Source organism: Paenibacillus pasadenensis (assembly GCF_023715725.1).
Classification (GTDB): Bacteria; Bacillota; Bacilli; order Paenibacillales; family Paenibacillaceae; genus Paenibacillus_O; species Paenibacillus_O pasadenensis_A.
The window spans coordinates 14131-32035 of record NZ_JAMBOT010000020.1 but is presented as its reverse complement, the minus strand read 5'-3'; the positions used below and the strand labels follow the sequence as shown (position 1 = coordinate 32035).

At 51.4% G+C, this 17905-nt stretch carries 14 protein-coding genes, 11 tRNA genes and 1 rRNA gene; 25 read left to right on the top strand and 1 reads right to left on the bottom strand.

What is annotated here, in order from left to right; all coding sequences use genetic code 11:
- The 22 genes from M3223_RS23370 to glmS all read left to right on the top strand — a co-directional run.
- Positions 1-198 (top strand): 23S ribosomal RNA (locus tag M3223_RS23370); the annotation flags it as partial.
- Between the two features lie 90 nt (positions 199-288).
- Positions 289-364: transfer RNA gene (locus M3223_RS23365), tRNA-Asn, on the top strand.
- A 3-nt stretch (positions 365-367) separates the two neighbouring features.
- Positions 368-443, top strand: a tRNA-Thr gene (locus M3223_RS23360).
- 7 nt (positions 444-450) lie between these two features.
- A tRNA-Glu gene (locus M3223_RS23355) sits at positions 451-525 on the top strand.
- 48 nt (positions 526-573) lie between these two features.
- Positions 574-649 (top strand) — tRNA-Val (locus M3223_RS23350).
- Between the two features lie 9 nt (positions 650-658).
- Positions 659-733 (top strand) — tRNA-Gln (locus M3223_RS23345).
- Positions 734-737: 4 nt separating this feature from the next.
- A tRNA-Lys gene (locus tag M3223_RS23340) sits at positions 738-810 on the top strand.
- A gap of 11 nt (positions 811-821) precedes the next feature.
- Positions 822-902: transfer RNA gene (locus tag M3223_RS23335), tRNA-Leu, on the top strand.
- A 90-nt stretch (positions 903-992) separates the two neighbouring features.
- On the top strand, positions 993-1388 hold the full coding sequence (locus M3223_RS23330) for a VOC family protein (RefSeq protein ID WP_251566145.1): 396 nt from the start codon (positions 993-995) through the stop codon (positions 1386-1388).
- A gap of 215 nt (positions 1389-1603) precedes the next feature.
- Complete coding sequence (locus M3223_RS23325) at positions 1604-2458, top strand: ABC transporter ATP-binding protein (RefSeq protein WP_251566143.1); 855 nt, start codon at positions 1604-1606, stop codon at positions 2456-2458.
- 36 nt (positions 2459-2494) lie between these two features.
- Positions 2495-3301 (top strand): (2Fe-2S)-binding protein, encoded by an 807-nt coding sequence (locus M3223_RS23320; protein ID WP_251566141.1) that lies wholly within the window; start codon positions 2495-2497, stop codon positions 3299-3301.
- 84 nt (positions 3302-3385) lie between these two features.
- A tRNA-Gly gene (locus M3223_RS23315) sits at positions 3386-3460 on the top strand.
- Between the two features lie 3 nt (positions 3461-3463).
- Positions 3464-3540, top strand: a tRNA-Arg gene (locus tag M3223_RS23310).
- Between the two features lie 8 nt (positions 3541-3548).
- Positions 3549-3625 (top strand) — tRNA-Pro (locus M3223_RS23305).
- A 29-nt stretch (positions 3626-3654) separates the two neighbouring features.
- A tRNA-Gly gene (locus tag M3223_RS23300) sits at positions 3655-3728 on the top strand.
- A gap of 427 nt (positions 3729-4155) precedes the next feature.
- Entirely contained in the window at positions 4156-6960 is a 2805-nt protein-coding gene (gene ppc, locus M3223_RS23295; RefSeq protein ID WP_251566139.1) for a phosphoenolpyruvate carboxylase, read from the top strand.
- Between the two features lie 274 nt (positions 6961-7234).
- The gene (gene sigW / locus M3223_RS23290; protein WP_251566137.1) at positions 7235-7801 is read left to right on the top strand and encodes an RNA polymerase sigma factor SigW; all 567 of its coding nucleotides are present in this window, start codon (positions 7235-7237) and stop codon (positions 7799-7801) included.
- A 143-nt stretch (positions 7802-7944) separates the two neighbouring features.
- The gene (locus M3223_RS23285) at positions 7945-8571 is read left to right on the top strand and encodes a zf-HC2 domain-containing protein (protein WP_251566135.1); all 627 of its coding nucleotides are present in this window, start codon (positions 7945-7947) and stop codon (positions 8569-8571) included.
- Between the two features lie 159 nt (positions 8572-8730).
- On the top strand, positions 8731-9573 hold the full coding sequence (gene cdaA / locus M3223_RS23280) for a diadenylate cyclase CdaA (RefSeq protein ID WP_251566132.1): 843 nt from the start codon (positions 8731-8733) through the stop codon (positions 9571-9573).
- Positions 9566-10960 (top strand): CdaR family protein, encoded by a 1395-nt coding sequence (locus M3223_RS23275; RefSeq protein ID WP_251566131.1) that lies wholly within the window; start codon positions 9566-9568, stop codon positions 10958-10960. Before cdaA ends, M3223_RS23275 begins: the two co-directional genes overlap by 8 nt.
- Positions 10961-11173: 213 nt before the next feature.
- Complete coding sequence (gene glmM, locus M3223_RS23270) at positions 11174-12514, top strand: phosphoglucosamine mutase (protein ID WP_251566129.1); 1341 nt, start codon at positions 11174-11176, stop codon at positions 12512-12514.
- A 905-nt stretch (positions 12515-13419) separates the two neighbouring features.
- Positions 13420-15252 carry a glutamine--fructose-6-phosphate transaminase (isomerizing) gene (gene glmS / locus M3223_RS23265; protein ID WP_251566127.1) on the top strand — a complete coding sequence of 611 codons (1833 nt, stop codon included), beginning with the start codon at positions 13420-13422 and terminating at the stop codon, positions 15250-15252.
- Between the two features lie 453 nt (positions 15253-15705).
- Here glmS and M3223_RS23260 read toward each other — a convergent pair whose 3' ends face one another.
- Positions 15706-16299 (bottom strand): NAD(P)H oxidoreductase, encoded by a 594-nt coding sequence (locus M3223_RS23260; protein ID WP_251566125.1) that lies wholly within the window; start codon positions 16297-16299, stop codon positions 15706-15708.
- A 170-nt stretch (positions 16300-16469) separates the two neighbouring features.
- Here M3223_RS23260 and M3223_RS23255 point away from each other — a divergent pair, with 170 nt between their 5' ends.
- The 3 genes from M3223_RS23255 (at position 16470) to M3223_RS23245 (ending at position 17754) form a co-directional block, all read left to right on the top strand.
- On the top strand, positions 16470-16826 hold the full coding sequence (locus M3223_RS23255; protein ID WP_251566123.1) for a winged helix-turn-helix transcriptional regulator: 357 nt from the start codon (positions 16470-16472) through the stop codon (positions 16824-16826).
- Between the two features lie 138 nt (positions 16827-16964).
- The gene (locus M3223_RS23250; protein WP_251566121.1) at positions 16965-17267 is read left to right on the top strand and encodes a hypothetical protein; all 303 of its coding nucleotides are present in this window, start codon (positions 16965-16967) and stop codon (positions 17265-17267) included.
- Between the two features lie 139 nt (positions 17268-17406).
- Positions 17407-17754, top strand: coding sequence for a hypothetical protein (locus M3223_RS23245; RefSeq protein ID WP_251566119.1), 348 nt, complete (start codon positions 17407-17409; stop codon positions 17752-17754).
- Positions 17755-17905: the final 151 nt, after the last annotated feature.

Genomic DNA, 17905 nt, shown 5'->3' with positions numbered 1-17905 from the left:
GTTGTTCCGCCAGGAGCACCGCTGGGTAGCCAAGTACGGACGGGATAAGCGCTGAAAGCATCTAAGCGCGAAGCCCCCCTCAAGATGAGATTTCCCAGTATGTAAGACCCCTAGAAGACGACTAGGTAGATAGGTTCGAGGTGGAAGCGCAGCAATGCGTGCAGCTGACGAATACTAATCGGTCGAGGGCTTATCCTTATTCATGCAAGACAACAGCCGGTCAGCACGGCATACCGTTCGATTCAGTTTTCAGGGCGCAAGTCCTGTAGGAGCAGTACCGAATACTATTCCCTGATAGCTCAGTTGGTAGAGCACTCGACTGTTAATCGAGTTGTCACAGGTTCGAGTCCTGTTCGGGGAGCCATTTGCTCTCATAGCTCAGTAGGTAGAGTGCATCCATGGTAAGGATGAGGTCACCGGTTCGATCCCGGTTGAGAGCTCCATTTGCGTGGCCCGTTGGTCAAGGGGTTAAGACACCTCCCTTTCACGGAGGTAACAGGGGTTCGAATCCCCTACGGGTCACCATTTTTTTTATTTTTACATAAGAGCTGGCATTACCGGCCATTCTATTGTGGAAGCTTAGCTCAGCTGGGAGAGCATCTGCCTTACAAGCAGAGGGTCGGGGGTTCGATCCCCTCAGCTTCCACCATTCATCTGTTGGGGATTAGCCAAGCGGTAAGGCAACGGACTTTGACTCCGTCATTCTCAGGTTCGATCCCTGAATCCCCAGCCATTAAGAGCCATTAGCTCAGTTGGTAGAGCACCTGACTTTTAATCAGGGTGTCGAAGGTTCGAGTCCTTCATGGCTCACTTTTAATCTTGCGCGTATGGCGGAATTGGCAGACGCACCAGACTTAGGATCTGGCGCCTTCGGCGTGGGGGTTCAAGTCCCTCTACGCGCATGATAAGCTTCAACCTGGCCATCTGGACAACTTGTCCGGTGGCTTTTTCTTTTTTTCAAAGAATGGAAAAGACGAATGAGGTGATTAGCGATGAAAAGCGGCATTCACTATGAGTTCCATCATACCGGTATTCCTACAACTGAATTGAGAGAGAATGAGAAGTTCAGCGAATCCGCTAAGATGTATACAACAGATAATGATGGCAAGTTTAAAATTCAGTGGCATCGCTTTGAAGAGGATTCTCCGCTGCATCCGCTTTTGAGAACGCTGCCTCATGTCGCATTTAAAGTAAGTGATCTTCAAGCCGCCATTGAAGGTGAGGAAGTTATTTTAGGGCCTTACGAGCCCATCGACGATTATTGGGTAGCGGTCATTAACGACGGCGGAGTGCCGGTTGAATTAATTCAAACCGCTCTTTCAGACGAAGAGTTATGGGACAGAGCTCAAAAAGGTAAAGGCTCGCTGTACAGGGAAAAAAAGCTGTAGTGCTCAATGGGCCTCAGCCTATAGAAAAGCTGACCATAATCATACGGAATAGTTAAAGCCATTTTGACCTTTGGGTCCGAATGGCTTTTTTTATGGCCGAAGAGTCGCAGGTTTCTTTTGACAAGAGTAGTGAGAACCTTTATCATGTTTTATATAATGATAATCGTTATCAAGGAATCGGAGCGTGGCTCCGTCATCAGAGAGGAGCTTGCAGCATGGTGCGATTAGTGACCACCCAGCTGGACATAGCCTATGAGAAGAGACAAATTGTCAAGGGTCTGAACTTGAGCATTCCTCAAGGGAAGATTACCGCGCTTGTAGGTTCGAATGGATCCGGCAAGTCGACCATTCTGAAAACGATGGCGCGTCTGATGTCGCCCCAGAACGGCCAAGTGCTGCTGGACGGCAAGTCCATCCATAAGCTGTCTACGAAGGACGTAGCCAAAGAATTAGCTATACTGCCGCAGAACCCGACTGCTCCAGATGGTTTGACCGTTCAAGAGCTGGTTTCCTACGGCCGTTTCCCTCATCAAAAGGGATTCAGCTCGATGCGCAAGGAAGACCGTGAAATTATTGCATGGGCGCTGGAAGCTACCGGGATGACTGAATTCGCTGATCGCCCGGTCGATCAACTGTCCGGAGGCCAGCGTCAGCGCGGCTGGATCGCTATGGCGTTGGCGCAAGAGACGGACATTCTCTTTTTGGATGAGCCGACGACGTTCCTCGATATGGCGCATCAGCTGGATGTGCTGCAGCTGCTCCATCAGTTGAATGTAAAAGAGAAGCGCACCATTGTAATGGTTGTGCATGATCTCAATCATGCATCGCGGTTTGCTCAGCATATGATCGCTATCAAGTCAGGTACGGTGCTTGCAGAAGGATCTCCAGTTGAGGTGATGACCCCGAAGGTAATGCGCGACGTGTTTGGCATTGAGGCGGATATCGTAACCGATCCACGCAATGGCGTGCCGCTCTGCCTCCCTTATGCGCTAGCTGTGGGAGAACGGGTTGTCGGGCGCCCGGAAGCGGGTATGGAAGCGAGTCATGTACTGGAGCCGGCGGGAGTTTAATCCGCCGGTATTTTATTTTTGAAGGAGAGCTGCGGGATGGATCAGGCTTTGAAGGATATGCTGCACGGAAAGATCGGACTGTTAAGTGATGCTCCAGAGGGGGTACAGGTTCAGGCTTCCCTGCAGGAAATGGCGGACCGTCCAGAAACAGCTCTTCAATTTTTGCAGCGCTACGCGGAGCTTATTCCTTCCTGCTCCATTGAGCCTGCCGCAACTTATGTGCCTTCCTGGATTCGGGGCTTGGTCGGAACGGTTCATTATTTAACGGCCAGCGGAACGGGAAGCGCCTCGATGCGCCCGGAGGATTGGCAGTTTGTCCTTTACAAAGCCGAAGAAGCCTCTTACGCGTCCATTGGCTTTATCTGCACCTCCATTCAGGCATTTCCATCTCCGGTTAAAGCAACAGCACTAGACCGGCAGAAAGCGCTGGAAATGCTGTACGGCAGCTTGCTCGCTCCATTATTCCGCAGCTTGGCTGAAGGGGCGGGAGTGCGGGCAAATGAGCTGTGGAGACTTGCTGCCAGCAATTTGCAGTATGTAAAGAGTTATTTTCTCGAAGCGGCAGCTGATGATGCGGAGCTTTACGAAGCGCTTAGCGAGGATTTTGCCTATGTGCTGGTTGATATGCCAGGGGAAGTGGTTGGAGAGCGGCGAAATCCATTGGCCATCCGTTTTACGCTGGTTGACAGCCCTTACGAACCGGGGACTCAAATCCCTCTTCGAGGCGGTTGCTGCCTGGCATTTAAAACGGAATACGCCAAGTATTGCTACAATTGCCCGCGTCTGAAACCGCAGGAACGCAGCCGGATGTACGATGAAATATGCGCTCAAAAATCCGGTTAAAATTTTTTATAAAAAAGACTTGCATTATGGGATGAGCCCTGATATATTATTACTTGTCGCGCTGAACAAAAAGTTCTTCGACAAGCGGAAGTGGCTCAGCGGTAGAGCATCGCCTTGCCAAGGCGAGGGTCGCGGGTTCGATTCCCGTCTTCCGCTCCATACGTGCCCGTAGCTCAGCTGGATAGAGCATTTGACTACGAATCAAAAGGTCGGGAGTTCGAATCTCTCCGGGCACGCCATTTAATAACGGGATGTAGCTCAGCTTGGTAGAGCACCTGGTTTGGGACCAGGGGGTCGCATGTTCAAATCGTGTCATCCCGACCATTGTTTTTTCTTGCATGACCATCTGAATTGCGGGTGTAGTTCAATGGTAGAACTTCAGCCTTCCAAGCTGATAGCGTGGGTTCGATTCCCATCACCCGCTCCATTTCAACCTTAATACATAACTTAAACCTTGCTGATGCAAGGTTTTTTTGTTTATTTATCCCGAAAAGAACAGGGCTTAAATATTCCTCCAGCTGCTGCGAATTCAGCAAAAAGCCGCGAAGCGGCGAAAAAGCTTTTAGGCTTGTTGTGCTTTAACACGCTGATTCGCCATAAAAAACCTATTCTCCTAGTCTTCTATACCCATAAATTTTGTAGTATGATGAGAAAAGCGATTTGAAGTCACCTGTTAACGGGAAAGGCGCGCCGGGAGCCGCGTGCGAGACGTTTGAGGAGCATCGGATTGAGGTAATGGCGACCACAACTTCCATTTGCCTTAACAATGACACCCAGGGATTCAGCGCCATGGTACCTATGCTTACGATTTGGTTCCTCCCGTACGCGGGATGCGAACCTGGAGGAGGAACAGAATGTCGGAACAGGCTGTAACTGCCCAAGCGCAGGCTCGCCCGCAATCGAACAACCTGCTGCGCCGCGACGTAAGGTTTATGGGCAATATTTTAGGCGAAGTGCTTGTCCATCAAGGCGGCGAGGAGCTGCTCGAGGTAGTCGAGCGCATCCGTGAGATGAGCAAGGCGCTTCGTGCGGAGTTCGTAACCGAGCTGTACGACGAGTTCAAGAAGACGATTACCACGCTGAGTCCTGATATCCGCCACCAGGTCATTCGGGCTTTCGCGATCTACTTCCAGCTGGTGAATATCGCCGAGCAGAATCACCGCATTCGCCGCAAGCGCGATTACGAGCGTTCTGCCGGAGAAGGCGTGCAGCCGGGCTCGATTGAGGCTGCTGTTCAAGTGCTGCATGAACGCGGCATTCCTGTCGACGGAGTGAAAACAATGCTGGACGGCATTTCGCTGGAGCTTGTTATGACAGCGCATCCGACCGAAGCGACTCGCCGCGTCGTTCAAGACATCCACAAGCGCATCGCGCTCAGCATGGTGGAGCTGGACAACCCGACGCTGACTTATCGCGAACGCGAGAAGCTGCGGGCCGGTTTGTTGAATGAGGTGCAGATTCTCTGGCAAACCGACGAGCTGCGCGACCGCAAGCCGACCGTCATTGACGAGGTCCGCAACGGACTGTACTACTTTGACGAGACTTTGTTTGAAGTTCTTCCTAACGTTTACGAGGAGCTGGAACGCTGCCTTCACAAATACTATCCTCAGGAACAGTGGCATGTGCCGACTTACCTGAAGTTCGGTTCGTGGATCGGCGGAGACCGCGACGGCAACCCTTCCGTTAAGGCGAATGTTACCTGGGAGACGCTGACGCTGCACAAGGAGCTGGCGCTGAGCAAATACACCGCCGTTCTGAAGGAATGGATGGATATGTTAAGCTTCAGCACGAACATCGTCGATGTGCCGGCCGAGCTGCTTTCCTCCATTGAAGAGGACCAGCGCGAGATCGAGCTGCGCGGCGTTGACAAGCTGCGCAACGGCAAGGAGCCTTACAAGAGCAAACTGCGCTACATGCTGGAGAAACTCGTTAATTCCGGGGACGATACTTTGCGCGGAAGCGCCAAGCGATACAACAGCCCGGAGGAGTTTAAACAGGATCTGCTGCTGATTGACCGCTCCCTGCGCTCTCACTTTGCGGATTATACGGCAGATACGCATGTTCGCAAGCTGATCCGCCAAGTCGAGCTGTTCGGATTCCATATGGCAGCGCTGGACATTCGCCAGCACTCCAAGGAACATGAATCGGCGATGGCTGAGATTTTGGCCAAAATGAACATTGTATCCGACTATGCGTCTCTTTCCGAGGAAGAGAAAATTGTGCTGCTGGACCGTTTGCTGAACGATCCGAGACCGCTCACGTCTTCTCACCTGGATTATTCGGAATCGACCCGCGAATGCCTCGATGTGTACCAAACCGTATACCGTGCCCAGCAGGAGTTCGGTGAGAACTGTATTTCCAGCTATCTGATCAGCATGACCCAGGGCGCAAGCGACATGCTGGAAGTTATGGTGTTTGCCAAAGAGGTTGGATTGTTCCGCCAGGAAGCGGACGGCACGGTTCGCTGCACGCTGCAATCGGTTCCTTTGTTCGAGACGATCGACGATCTGCATGCCGCTCCGGGCATCATGCAGCGCCTGTTCGAGCTTCCGCTCTACCGCAAGGGAGTCGAGGCTCGCGGCAATTTGCATGAGATTATGCTGGGCTACTCCGACAGCAACAAGGACGGCGGAGTTGTAACGGCTAACTGGGAACTGCGCTGCGCGTTGAACGATATTACGGAAATGGGCTCCCGCTACGACGTGAAGCTGAAGTTCTTCCATGGCCGCGGCGGTGCGCTTGGCCGTGGCGGCATGCCGCTGGGCCGCAGCATTCTGGCTCAGCCTCCGCATACAGTAGGCGGCGGCATTAAGATTACGGAGCAGGGAGAGGTGCTCAGCTCCCGCTATTCCATGCAGGGCATTGCTTCCCGCAGCTTGGAGCAAGCGACCTGGGCGCTGCTTACAGCAGCCAGACTGGCCATGCATCCGGAGCAAATGCCGGAGGTTCAGCCGGAATGGAACGAGATCGCCAAGGAAATTTCCGAGACGGCTCAGAAGAAGTATCAGGACCTTATTTTCCGGGATGAAGACTTCATGGAGTTCTTCAAAGAATCGACTCCGCTGTCCGAGGTTGGCGAGCTGAACATCGGCTCCCGTCCGTCCAAACGGAAGAACAGCGACCGTTTCGAGGATCTGCGCGCCATTCCTTGGGTATTCGCCTGGACGCAGAGCCGTTATCTGCTTCCGGCCTGGTACGCGTCCGGTACGGCTTTCCAAGCCTATATCCAGGGCGACGAGAACCGTCTGCAGACGCTCCGCGATATGTACAAAAGCTTCCCGTTCTTCCGTTCGCTGGTTGACAACCTCCAGCTGGCTCTGGCAAAGGCGGATCTGCTTATCGCCCGTCAATATGCCGGCATGATCAAAAACGAGAAGGTGCGCGACCGCATCTTCAAGATGGTCGAAGAGGAATACGGCCTCACGTTGAAGCTGATTCTGGATATTACCGGGCAGCAGGAAATTCTCGACAATGTGCCGGTCATCCAAGAATCAATCCGTTTGCGTAATCCTTACGTCGATCCGCTCAGCTATTTGCAGGTGGAGCTGCTGGCAGAGCTTCGTCAGATCCGCGATGCGGAAGGCGACGATGCGGAGCTGCTGCGTGAAGTGCTGCTCACCATTAACGGCATTGCCTCAGGTCTTCGGAATACGGGCTGATTGCCGCAATCTATAGGTAATACGGTAACCGTAATATAAGGATGCGAAAGGCCGCGACGCTCTTGCAGCGCGCGGTCTTTCGCCTTGTATGGCGGGAGACGGAACTTTATTTGCTTGAATGCGGCGTCAGGTTTCATCTTGCTTTTTCCCGGTGTGTCGATTACCATTGCGCTATACAGTTTTTGGAATTGCCGGCATTCAGCAGCGCGAGTCCGCGCCTGGCAATGTCCGTATTTTCATAGGGTAAGTCGGTTAGTCTGGAGGAATGAAGGCTGTGAAATCCATTGAAGCCAACCTGATCCGCTTGGCGCTGAAGGGTGACCAGAGGGCGTTTGCAGAGCTGGTTGGTATGTATCAGGACAAGCTTTACCATCTTGCCTATCGAATGCTGTACAACCGGCAGGAGGCAGAGGATGCGGTACAGGAAACATTCCTGCGCGTATTCCGCAACATGGAGCGTTATGACGAATCCATGAAGTTCTCCACCTGGATTTACCGCATTACGACCAATTTGGCGATCGACCGTCTCCGCCGCCGCAAACCCGGCTTCTCGCTCGATGCAGAGCTGCCGGAGCATGACGGGCTGGACGGTTATTCCATGTTCGCGAGTGACGATACCTCTCCCGAAGAGGAAGTGCTGCTGTCGGAAACGCAGCAGATTATTCGTCATGCAATCGATACGCTTCCGCCGAAGTACAAAACCGTTATGGTGCTTCGTTATTTGGAGGATTTGTCGCTGCAGGAAATCGGCGATGTGCTGGATATGCCGGTGACAACGATCAAAACTCGCGTTCATCGCGGACGGGAATTTTTAAGGAAAAAATTAGAGCATAAATTATAGGCGTAATGCGGATGGAAAAAATGAAACACCTTTCGTTCTCATACGTAAGTTATAGGTAGACCCGGCGCCGGAGGCTTCTCTGCCGTTGCCGATAGAAGATGGGCAGGGCCTGCCTCTGTACCCTGAAGAAAGGACTGGCTGCCATGAATTGCAATGTCGCTATCGTCTGGATGCACGATTATATAGACGGAGAGCTTCCTCGTGAAGACACCGTCACTCTCAAACAGCATTTGCTTTCCTGTCCGGCATGCAGAGCCCGCTTCGAACAGCTGGAGAAGACGGAAGCTCTTCTCACCTCGGTAATGGCTGAGCCAAAGGGACAGGCGATGACGCCGGCCGCTTCCGCTGCGCTAACCGACAAGATCATGAAACAAATTCCTGCCCCTGCTCGTCATAGAGATTGGACGGGATGGATTCGCAGACATCCTGCCGTTACGGCGGCTGCCGTGTTCCTGCTCGTTATGATGGCCAGCCTGGCGCCTACCGTGAATAACGGCTCCGAGCTTATCGTTCGCGGCGACGACCTGAAGCAGGTCGTAATTGACGGGCATACGGTCATCGTTCCGGAAGGAGCCGAAATTAACGGAAGCCTAACCGTGGAGAACGGTACAGCCGATGTGCGTGGAGATGTGAAAGGCAGCGTAACCGTTGTTGACGGTTCGCTTCTGACAGCGTCAACGGCGAACATCGCGGGTCAAACCCGGATCGTGGATCAGCTGTTGGACCGTTTGTGGTATAAAGTAACCCAATCTTTTGGCGGTAAGCCTTAAGTCGGGTTTCGCTCCCTGCGAAGGGAGCATTTTTTTTGCTTAAAAAGGATTTATGTTATGATACCTAGAAAAGAATAGGGTTACCATAAAGATTGAATGGAGAAGTCCTTCGGCCATACATAGAGAAAGGGACCGCGGGCAGCGGCGGGGGTATCGCAGATGAGCTTTTTCAAAGAAATGACCTGGCAAAGCGGAATTCTCAATGTCTTGGACATTGGAATCGTCAGTTATATCATCTATAAATTGATTCTTCTCGTGCGCGGGACGCGCGCGGTGCAGCTTATAAAGGGTATTCTTCTGCTTGTGCTCACCTGGGCAATCAGCACCTGGTTTAATTTGTACACGTTAAAGTGGCTGATGAACCAGATGTTCACCTTTGGTGTCGTTACGATCATTATCATTTTCCAGCCGGAGCTGCGGCGTGCGCTGGAGCAGCTCGGCAGAGGCAAGCTGTTTTCACGCAGCTCGTCCCTTGACCGTGACCAGCTGAACGAGCGCATCACAGAGCTCATTAGCGCGGTGCAGTTCATGTCGAAGCGCAAAATTGGGGCTTTAATCGTGTTTGAGCGGAGCACAGGACTGAGTGAGCTCATTGAATCCGGGATCAAAATGGAATCCCGCATCAGCTCGGAGCTGCTTATTAATATTTTCACGCCTAATACTCCGCTGCATGACGGAGCGATCATCATTCGCGGTCCGCAGATTATGGCGGCGGCTTGTTACTTGCCGCTTTCGGAAAATCCTTTTATTAGCAAAGAGCTCGGCACACGTCATCGCGCTGCAATCGGCGTCAGCGAAGTAACGGATGCGGTGTCGATTGTCGTTTCGGAGGAAACGGGGCAGGTTACGCTTGCGGTTGGCGGCATGATCGTGCGGGATATCAAGGAAGAGTCGCTCATCTCCAAGCTGTTTGAGGAGCTTACGCAGCAGAACGGGCAGGCGGCAAAATCCAAGCCTATTTTCTCGTTCCGTCGAAGGAAAGAAGGGGATGCCAATGGATAAGTGGCTGAGCCATCCTACGGCAGTCAAAATATTGTCGGTCGTCATCGGAATTCTGCTCTGGGCCGTCGTTCATTTTGATCCGGAGTCGACGCAGAATAGCATCACCGCTTCCAGCGAAACCAAAAGCATCGATATGATCAGCATCCAGACAGAGGGGCTTGACCAGAGCGAATACGCGCTCAAACTGGTGGAGCCGAGTGTTGCCAGGGTGATGGTGCGCGGCAGCCGTTCGGCACTCGCGTTTGCCGATGACGATGACTATTCGGTCAGCGTTAATCTGGGCGGCAAGGGGCCGGGAACGTATACCATTCCGCTTACCGTAGGCAAGCTGCCAAAAGGCATTGAGCTGGTAACGGTATCGCCAGCCCAGGTTCAGGTCGTCATTGACAGGCTGGATAGCGGCACCTTTGACGTGGGCGTTGTCACGCAGGGCAAACCGGCCGAAGGTTATGAATTAGGCGCGCCGATCATTCAGCCGAGTGATTCGGTGAGAGTGACGCTTCCGGCTCAGGATCTGGCACGGGTCGGCTCGGTGAAAATTTTTGTCAATGTCGACGGTGAGCAGGAGACGGTCCGAGACAAAAAAGCCCGCATGATCGTCTTTGACAAGTCTGGCAATGAAATAAAGGGAGCTTCCATTGAACCCGAGACGCTGGATGTGGAAGTCCCTGTTAAGCTGCCTGGCAAACGTGTGCCTCTGCAAATCGGGTATAAAGGCGAGCTGCCGGAGGGTTTGTCCTTACAGGCGATTGACACGGCGGTTAAGGAAGTTACGGTTTACGGGGACCGCGGACAGCTGGACAACGTTAATCTGCTTGCCGCAGACGTGGACCTGTCGCAGATTCGCGAATCCGGCGAGGTCGAGCTGGAGCTGCTGCCGCCGGAAGGGATGAAGGCGGTGGAGCCGAGCAAGGTAAAGGTGTCGGTTACGCTGTCCTCCTCCGATTTGAAGACGCTGCAGGTTCCGGTTACGTTCGAAAATGTCGGCAGCAACCTGGATGCAAAGCTGGAGGCTCCAGCTGGCAGCACAGTTACGGTTCAGGTTCGAGGCACAAAGGACGAGCTGGAGAGCATAACGGCGGCAGATATTAGGGCTGTTGCCAACATGCAGGATTTAAAGGAAGGCTCGCATAAGGTGCGCTTGCAGCTGACGCTGCCGAACTATGTGGAAGCAGTGGGAGATGAGCCGACTGTAACGGTAAAGCTGACCGCCAGCGAACCGACTTTGACGCAGCCGGATGGCGGAGACGAATCGCCGCCTCCGTCTCCCTCTCCCTCTCCAAGTCCTTCACCGGGCGCACCCGGGAACAATGGGAATGATTCCAACGAAGAGCCGGGAAACAGCGGAAACATCGAAACTGAACCTCCTGGCGGCAATACGACTTAGGCGGAACCTTTACGGGGCTACTCGGCGTAAGATAGGCTAAACATGGAATGGATTGGCGTCTTATTCAATTAACTGGATAAATGAAGCCGCTGCCTTATTAACGGCATCAACTTTTAAACCTAAATATCTTTTATGAGCTGGATGATTAATTCTGCAAGTTACTTTTATAAGAACCTGAGGTCAACTCATACAGAAAAGGGGCAGCATGAATTCATGGGCAAATATTTCGGAACCGACGGAGTACGCGGGGTAGCAAATCAGGAGCTCACACCAGAGCTTGCATATAAAATCGGACGCTGCGGCGGGTATGTTCTTACTGCTGGAGCTCATAAACCGACGGTAGTTATTGGATTGGATACGCGCATTTCCGGGCCAATGCTGGAATCCGCGCTTATTGCCGGACTGCTTTCCATTGGCGCAAGCGTTGTTCGTCTTGGGATCGTTTCAACGCCAGCTGTCGCTTATTTGACGCGTAAGCTGAACGCGGATGCAGGCGTTATGATCTCCGCTTCGCATAACCCGGTCGAGGACAACGGCATCAAATTTTTCGGCGGCGACGGCTTCAAGCTGTCGGATGAAAGAGAGCTTGAGATTGAGCGTCTCATGGACGCAGAGACTGACGAGCTGCCGCGTCCGATTGGCGGAGATATTGGAACGGTCGAGGACCATCAGAGCGGGAAGCGCGAGTACCTTGATTTCCTGAAAACCACGGTATCATCGTCGTTTAACGGCCTTAAAATCGTGCTCGACTGTGCTAACGGCTCCGCTTACGAGCTTGCGCCGCAAATTTTCCGCGAGCTGGGTGCTGAGATCATCACTGTTGGTGCGGAGCCGAACGGCAGCAACATCAACGATGGCGTCGGTTCCACACATCCGGAATATCTGCGTGATGAAGTGCTGCGTCATGGGGCGGATTTTGGCTTGAGCTTTGACGGAGACGCCGACCGCCTGATTGCCATTGACGAAAACGGCGAAGAGGTCGACGGCGATTACATCCTGTGCATCTGCGGAGATGCGATGAAACGTGCCGGGACGCTCAAAAACGATACGGTCGTTACGACGGTCATGAGCAACATCGGCTTTTTCAAAGCGGCGGAAGGGCTTGGTCTGGGAACGGCCCGCACCGCTGTCGGCGATCGTTATGTTATGGAGGAAATGCGCCGCGGCGGCTTTAACCTGGGCGGCGAGCAGTCCGGGCACGTTATTTTCCTCGATTATAATACGACAGGTGACGGCATTCTGACCGCGCTGCAGCTGACGGATACGCTGGCGAAATCCGGCCGTAAGCTTAGCGAGCTTAAAGGGCTGATGCGCAAATATCCGCAAGTGCTTATTAACGTACGTGTAGCCGACAAGTCGCTGTATAACGACAATGAAGCTATTCTCGCTGCGGTACAGAAGGTGGAGCAGGAGCTTGGCGACAACGGCCGAGTGCTCGTCCGTCCATCCGGTACGGAGTCGCTCATTCGTGTCATGGCGGAAGGTCCGGACAAGGAACAGGTTGCGGCTTATGTCGATGAGATCGTTCATGTTGTAAAATCCGAGCTCGGCTAATACGGCCGAGTTTAATCGGAATATTGGAGGCGGAATCAAAAGCTAGGCCGTATTGAAGAAGGCGCAAAGCGGATTCTTCTTCTTCCGGCTTGGTTTTGGTTCCGCTTTTTTCTGTATGAAGGATGGTTTGAATGAGCTGTGTTTCATGGGTAAAGGCCAAAGGTTAATGACGTTGCAGCACCGGGGTTAGGGGCGAGGCAGCGCAAGGAAGCATTTTCCGGAAATTTAGGTTGCGCTCGGCGGCTTCATTGAATATGATAGAATGTATTGTGATTCCAGAAGGAAAGTGAGGATAGAGGTTACTCCGCAATATAAGCGCCAGAGCTTGTATAACAACAGCGTGGAATTACCAACCGGCCCTTCCGCTCCGAAGCGGGAGAGGGACTTGAGGAGCGGCTCATCTGAGCCGCGCTCCGGCGGATAGCCAGCGGCAGCCTGAGGGCTAAAGCCGAGGCTTGGCGGAGCGATCGTTTCGCAAGAGGCGATTGAATTGGACGACCGGCGCGCTGAAACAAGCTGACGAGGTGAAGGTGTTCGAATTATTCGGCGGGGACCTTCCGGTGAAGCATGACATCGACAGCCATTATCGCAAAAGGACGCGGGCAACCGGTTCTACAAACGAATGGCACACATGCTTGAATAGGCTTGAGGGCGGGACTCGGCTTTGCCGTACCCGTGTTGTATTTGTCATAGTCAGCCGCTTATCGGCTTTGCTCATTTTGCTGCCCCGATCAGGGAGACGGCTTGATAAAATGTATCCTATTAACTTAGAAGAGCGGGCAAGCCGCTTTATGCGGTCGGATGCCTTGGCTGTGGGCCAAAGGCTTAATTAAATATGCTGAATAGCCATCATTCAGGGCATCTTGACCGTAGCGGCTTGCAGCCGCATACGGAGGTTTATTTTTATGTGTGGAATCGTTGGCTATATCGGAAACCGGGATTCGAAGGAAGTTCTGATCGAAGGTCTCAAAAAGCTGGAGTACCGCGGCTATGACTCCGCTGGCATTGCCGTGTTCACGGACAATGGGCTGGAGATCCGCAAATCCAAGGGCCGTCTGGCGATGCTGGAGGATAAGCTGAAAAACGAGCCGATTGCAGGCTCGGTCGGCATCGGGCATACGCGCTGGGCGACGCACGGCAAGCCTTCCGACGTGAATTCCCATCCGCATACGGACAACAGCTCCAAGTTTTCGGTTGTGCATAACGGCATTGTCGAAAACTACCTGGATCTCAAGGAAGAGCTTTCCGCTAAAGGGCATATTTTCGTGTCGGAAACCGACACCGAGGTCATTTCACATCTCATTGCCGATGAGTACCATGGCGACATCGTCACCGCTGTGCAGCGCGCTGTAAAACGCATGAGAGGTGCGTATGCGCTGGGCGTACTGACGGAGTATGAGCCGACAAAGCTTGTAGCTGTGCGTTTTGCGAGTCCGCTGGTCATCGGCATCGGTGAGAACGAGAACTTTATCGGCTCGGATATTCCGGCCATTTTGGAATACACGCGTAACGTTTATATTTTGAACGATGGCGAAATGGCGGTTTTGACGCGCTCCGGTGTCGAACTGATGACGACGAACGGCGACATTATTTCCAAGGAAATATTCCATGTCGACTGGGATCTCGTTACCGCTGAAAAAGCGGGTTTTGAGCATTTCATGCTCAAGGAAATCCATGAGCAGCCGAAGGCTTACCGCGACACGATGATGGGCCGCATCAGCGAAGACGGAAAATCGGTCGTACTCAAGGAAATCGGCATGTCGAACGAGCAGCTTCGCGGCATTTCCCGTATCCACATCGTAGCTTGCGGCACGGCGTTCCATGCCGGTCTGGTTGGCAAAACGGTTATTGAGAGCCTAGCTCGTATCCCGGTTGAAACGGATGTAGCTTCGGAATATCGTTACCGCTCGCCGATCATTACGCCGGATACGCTCGTCATCGTTGTCAGCCAATCCGGCGAAACGGCGGATACGCTGGCGGCTCTGCGCGAAGCGAAGCGCAATGGCGCGCGCGTACTGGCGATTACGAACGTTGTCGGCAGCTCGGTTGCCCGTGAGGCGGATGATGTCATTACAACGTGGGCTGGGCCGGAAATTGCCGTCGCCTCGACGAAAGCATACACCTCTCAGCTGATTGCGTTTTATCTGCTCGGCCTTTATCTGGCCCAAGAGCGCGGCATGGCGCAGGCGCAGCAGGTGGAGGAGATTGTCGCAGCGATGCACAAGCTGCCGGAGCAGGTCGAAAGCATTTTGGAGCAGGCAGAGCTGTTCAAAACGGTTGCCGAAGCGATGTCGAAGCATGACAACCTGTTCTTCATTGGCCGCGGCCTGGACTTCGCTGTCGCTCAGGAAGGCTCGCTGAAGCTGAAGGAGATCAGCTACATCCACTCCGAGGCTTATGCGGCGGGTGAGCTGAAGCACGGCACGCTGGCACTGATCGAGGATGGTATTCCGGTCATCGCGCTGGTGACGCAGGAGGACCTGTACGAAAAAACGCTGAGCAACATCAAGGAAGTAAAGGCGCGCGGCGCGCATGTCCTCGGCATTGCCAACGCCGGCTACGAAGGCGAAGTGCTGAAGTCCGTCGACGAGGTGTTCTCCATCCCTCGCACGCTGCCGCTGCTCACGCCGGCTCTGTCGGTTGTGCCGCTCCAGATACTCAGCTACCACGCTTCCCTCGCAAGAGGCAACGACGTGGATAAGCCAAGGAACTTGGCGAAGAGCGTGACGGTGGAGTAGGGATTGGGAATAACATCATGATTCTGTCTAAACAAAATAAAGTATTAGACTGATAAATAAAGTGTTAGACTTGGAAAATAAAGTAGTAGACTGACGCAATCGGCAATACTGCTACTAGGAGCTTTTCTACTGTCTATAGAATTGAAACATTATGACTCCAAACGGGGCTGCCTTCGGGTAGCCCTGTTCTCTTTTAAAGGGGTATTTTCGTCTTGGCAAAGTGTAATCCAAAGGTTTATAGATTCATCAAAGAAGGCAGAGGGCAAGGAACAGGAGCAGATTATCTTTCGTGGCTGTGAGTACAAGTTGTGCCATCAATAGAAAGATCGACTAGTGATTTCGGTTGGACTACTGGAAGACAGGTCAGTTAAGCTAACTGGCAGTTTTCTTCAAAATCTATTTTAAAATAAGCGAAGCCATTCTCGTGGGGAGAATGGCTTCGCGAAAAATGAATTATTGAGCAACGGACTTTAAATCGTTGTCATAAAATAGTCCGAGATGATACGCTTGCGCCAGGAGTTTTTCGAAAGTTTCCGGTCTTGAATTCAAAGTGTCATACAATATTTCAACCTTGCTATTAGAGACTCCGCAGAAACCGGCAATTCCGATGTTAAGGTGATGGCTCATCATTTTGTCGTACTCGTACTTCTCATAGTGTTCTTTTGGAGCCGATGCTAGACCAATCCACAATACTTTTTTATGATGCAGTTTGTTGGAGTCGTACGCAAAACCATTGTTCCAAACTCGATCGATGTATCCCTTTAGCATGGCTGGGAAACTGTGCCACCATATAGGAAAAATATAGGCGAGAGCATCGTGTTGCTTCATTCGTTCGATTTCTGTCTCAACCTCGGGGGAGTAGATCTTATTTTCAGATGACGAATCGGGTTCATCGGCCTCCCACAATACAGGATTAAACCCGCTGCGATGCAGATCAAGCACTTCCGTCTCATGTCCCGCATCAGTGAGGCCCTGTGTAAATCTATCTGCAACCGAAAAGGTTAAGGATTGTACCCTAGGGTGCGAAACAACGGTCAAGATTTTCATAGTCGGCACCTTCCATTTTCCACTTTTTTACCTCGAATGAGGTACGATAAGATTATCTTATGGGATGCAAAAAAAAGGAAGAACGCACTTTTTTGTACAATAGGAACTAAAAGGTAATATAGGCACCAAAAAGTACCTATTCTAACCAATCCATTTAAGGGGGTTATTCCATGAAAATGCAGAATATACGAACGTTTAACATCCCTGCCGAAGCGGCACTGGAGGTTATAGGAGGGAAATGGAAATTATTAATTTTATGTCACTTAAACTGTGGATCCGGACCCAAGAGAACGAGTGAATTAAAAAAGCAAATTCCCGATATTACACACAAAATGTTAACTCAGCAACTTCGAGAATTGGAGGAAGCCGGCATCATCATTCGTACGGTTTATAATCAAGTACCGCCAAAAGTTGTCTATGAAATGAGTGAATTTGGAATGACGCTGAAATCAATATTTGACCAATTGGACGAGTGGGGTGAGCAATACATCAATCAACGTAAATGGAAGTCCTCCTGTTCCGAATGAGGAGATTACACTTTTTACCTTTAATTTCAAATACTGAACTTGTATTCAGGATTATGTGGATTCAATTTGCATTTGCGACTGGAGCATTAGCAAGGAGGTACAGCTATTGGGTAGTGGAGCATTATGGGACAAAGGAGATTGGATAAAATAATAATCGAAGTGGATTTTGCACAATTCCAACAATATATAGAGTGTGAAAATGTTATTTGTGAGAATATCAAAGAATTAAGAGAAGAATTTTTAACATGGTTATACGATAGGAAGGTTGATCACAAATATTGGACGTTTAAAGACGGAATTAAATATGCTCTTCACTATGATGCGAATGCTTTAGTTGAATGGTTAAACACTATAAAATATAGTGAAAGAGAAAATAAGGCAATGCTTTTAGCCGATCCGTTTATCGCATTAAATGATGTGAATGCAAAGATTTACTTTTGAATAATGAGGTTTCTTCACGCATGGACGGGCACTCCTTGCGGCTTTTAGCTCATATCCTTGTTTCAGTAAATAATTCAACATCCGGTCCTACAAATTAACCTCCTCCGCATAAGTATGGTGTTAGAGGAGAGTGAACCCTTTGGACCTTAAAGTAAAACGATATTTTCAGCTGAAGCAGAAGCAAAAAGAGATCGAGCAGGAGCTATCCGAATTGCGCAGTGAGATTTTAAATCATATGACAGAGCAGGGCGCAACGGAGCTGGAAGCAGGGAGCTATAAGGTGAAGCTCGTGCTTCAGGAGCGCAGGGAGTATGACGACAACAAGCTTTACGAAGCGCTGCCTGACTCTGAGGTATGGCGCATGCTCTCCAAGCCGGACACCTCCAAAATTGCGAGTCTGATCAAGCTGAATGTGATTACCGAGGAGAAGATCAAAGATACGTTTACGGTTAAAAACGTGATTCTGCTGCAAGTGGACAAAAGGTAAGTTTGGCTTCATTCATTACATAAGGACGTTGCCCAAGCGAAAGCTCGGGAGCGTCCTTTTTTATTGAACAGAGTTCGTGAGAAAAGAACTTAAATGAAGCATCACTGGGAAGATGTTTTGAACACGATTGGTCAAAGGATAACCGAATCAT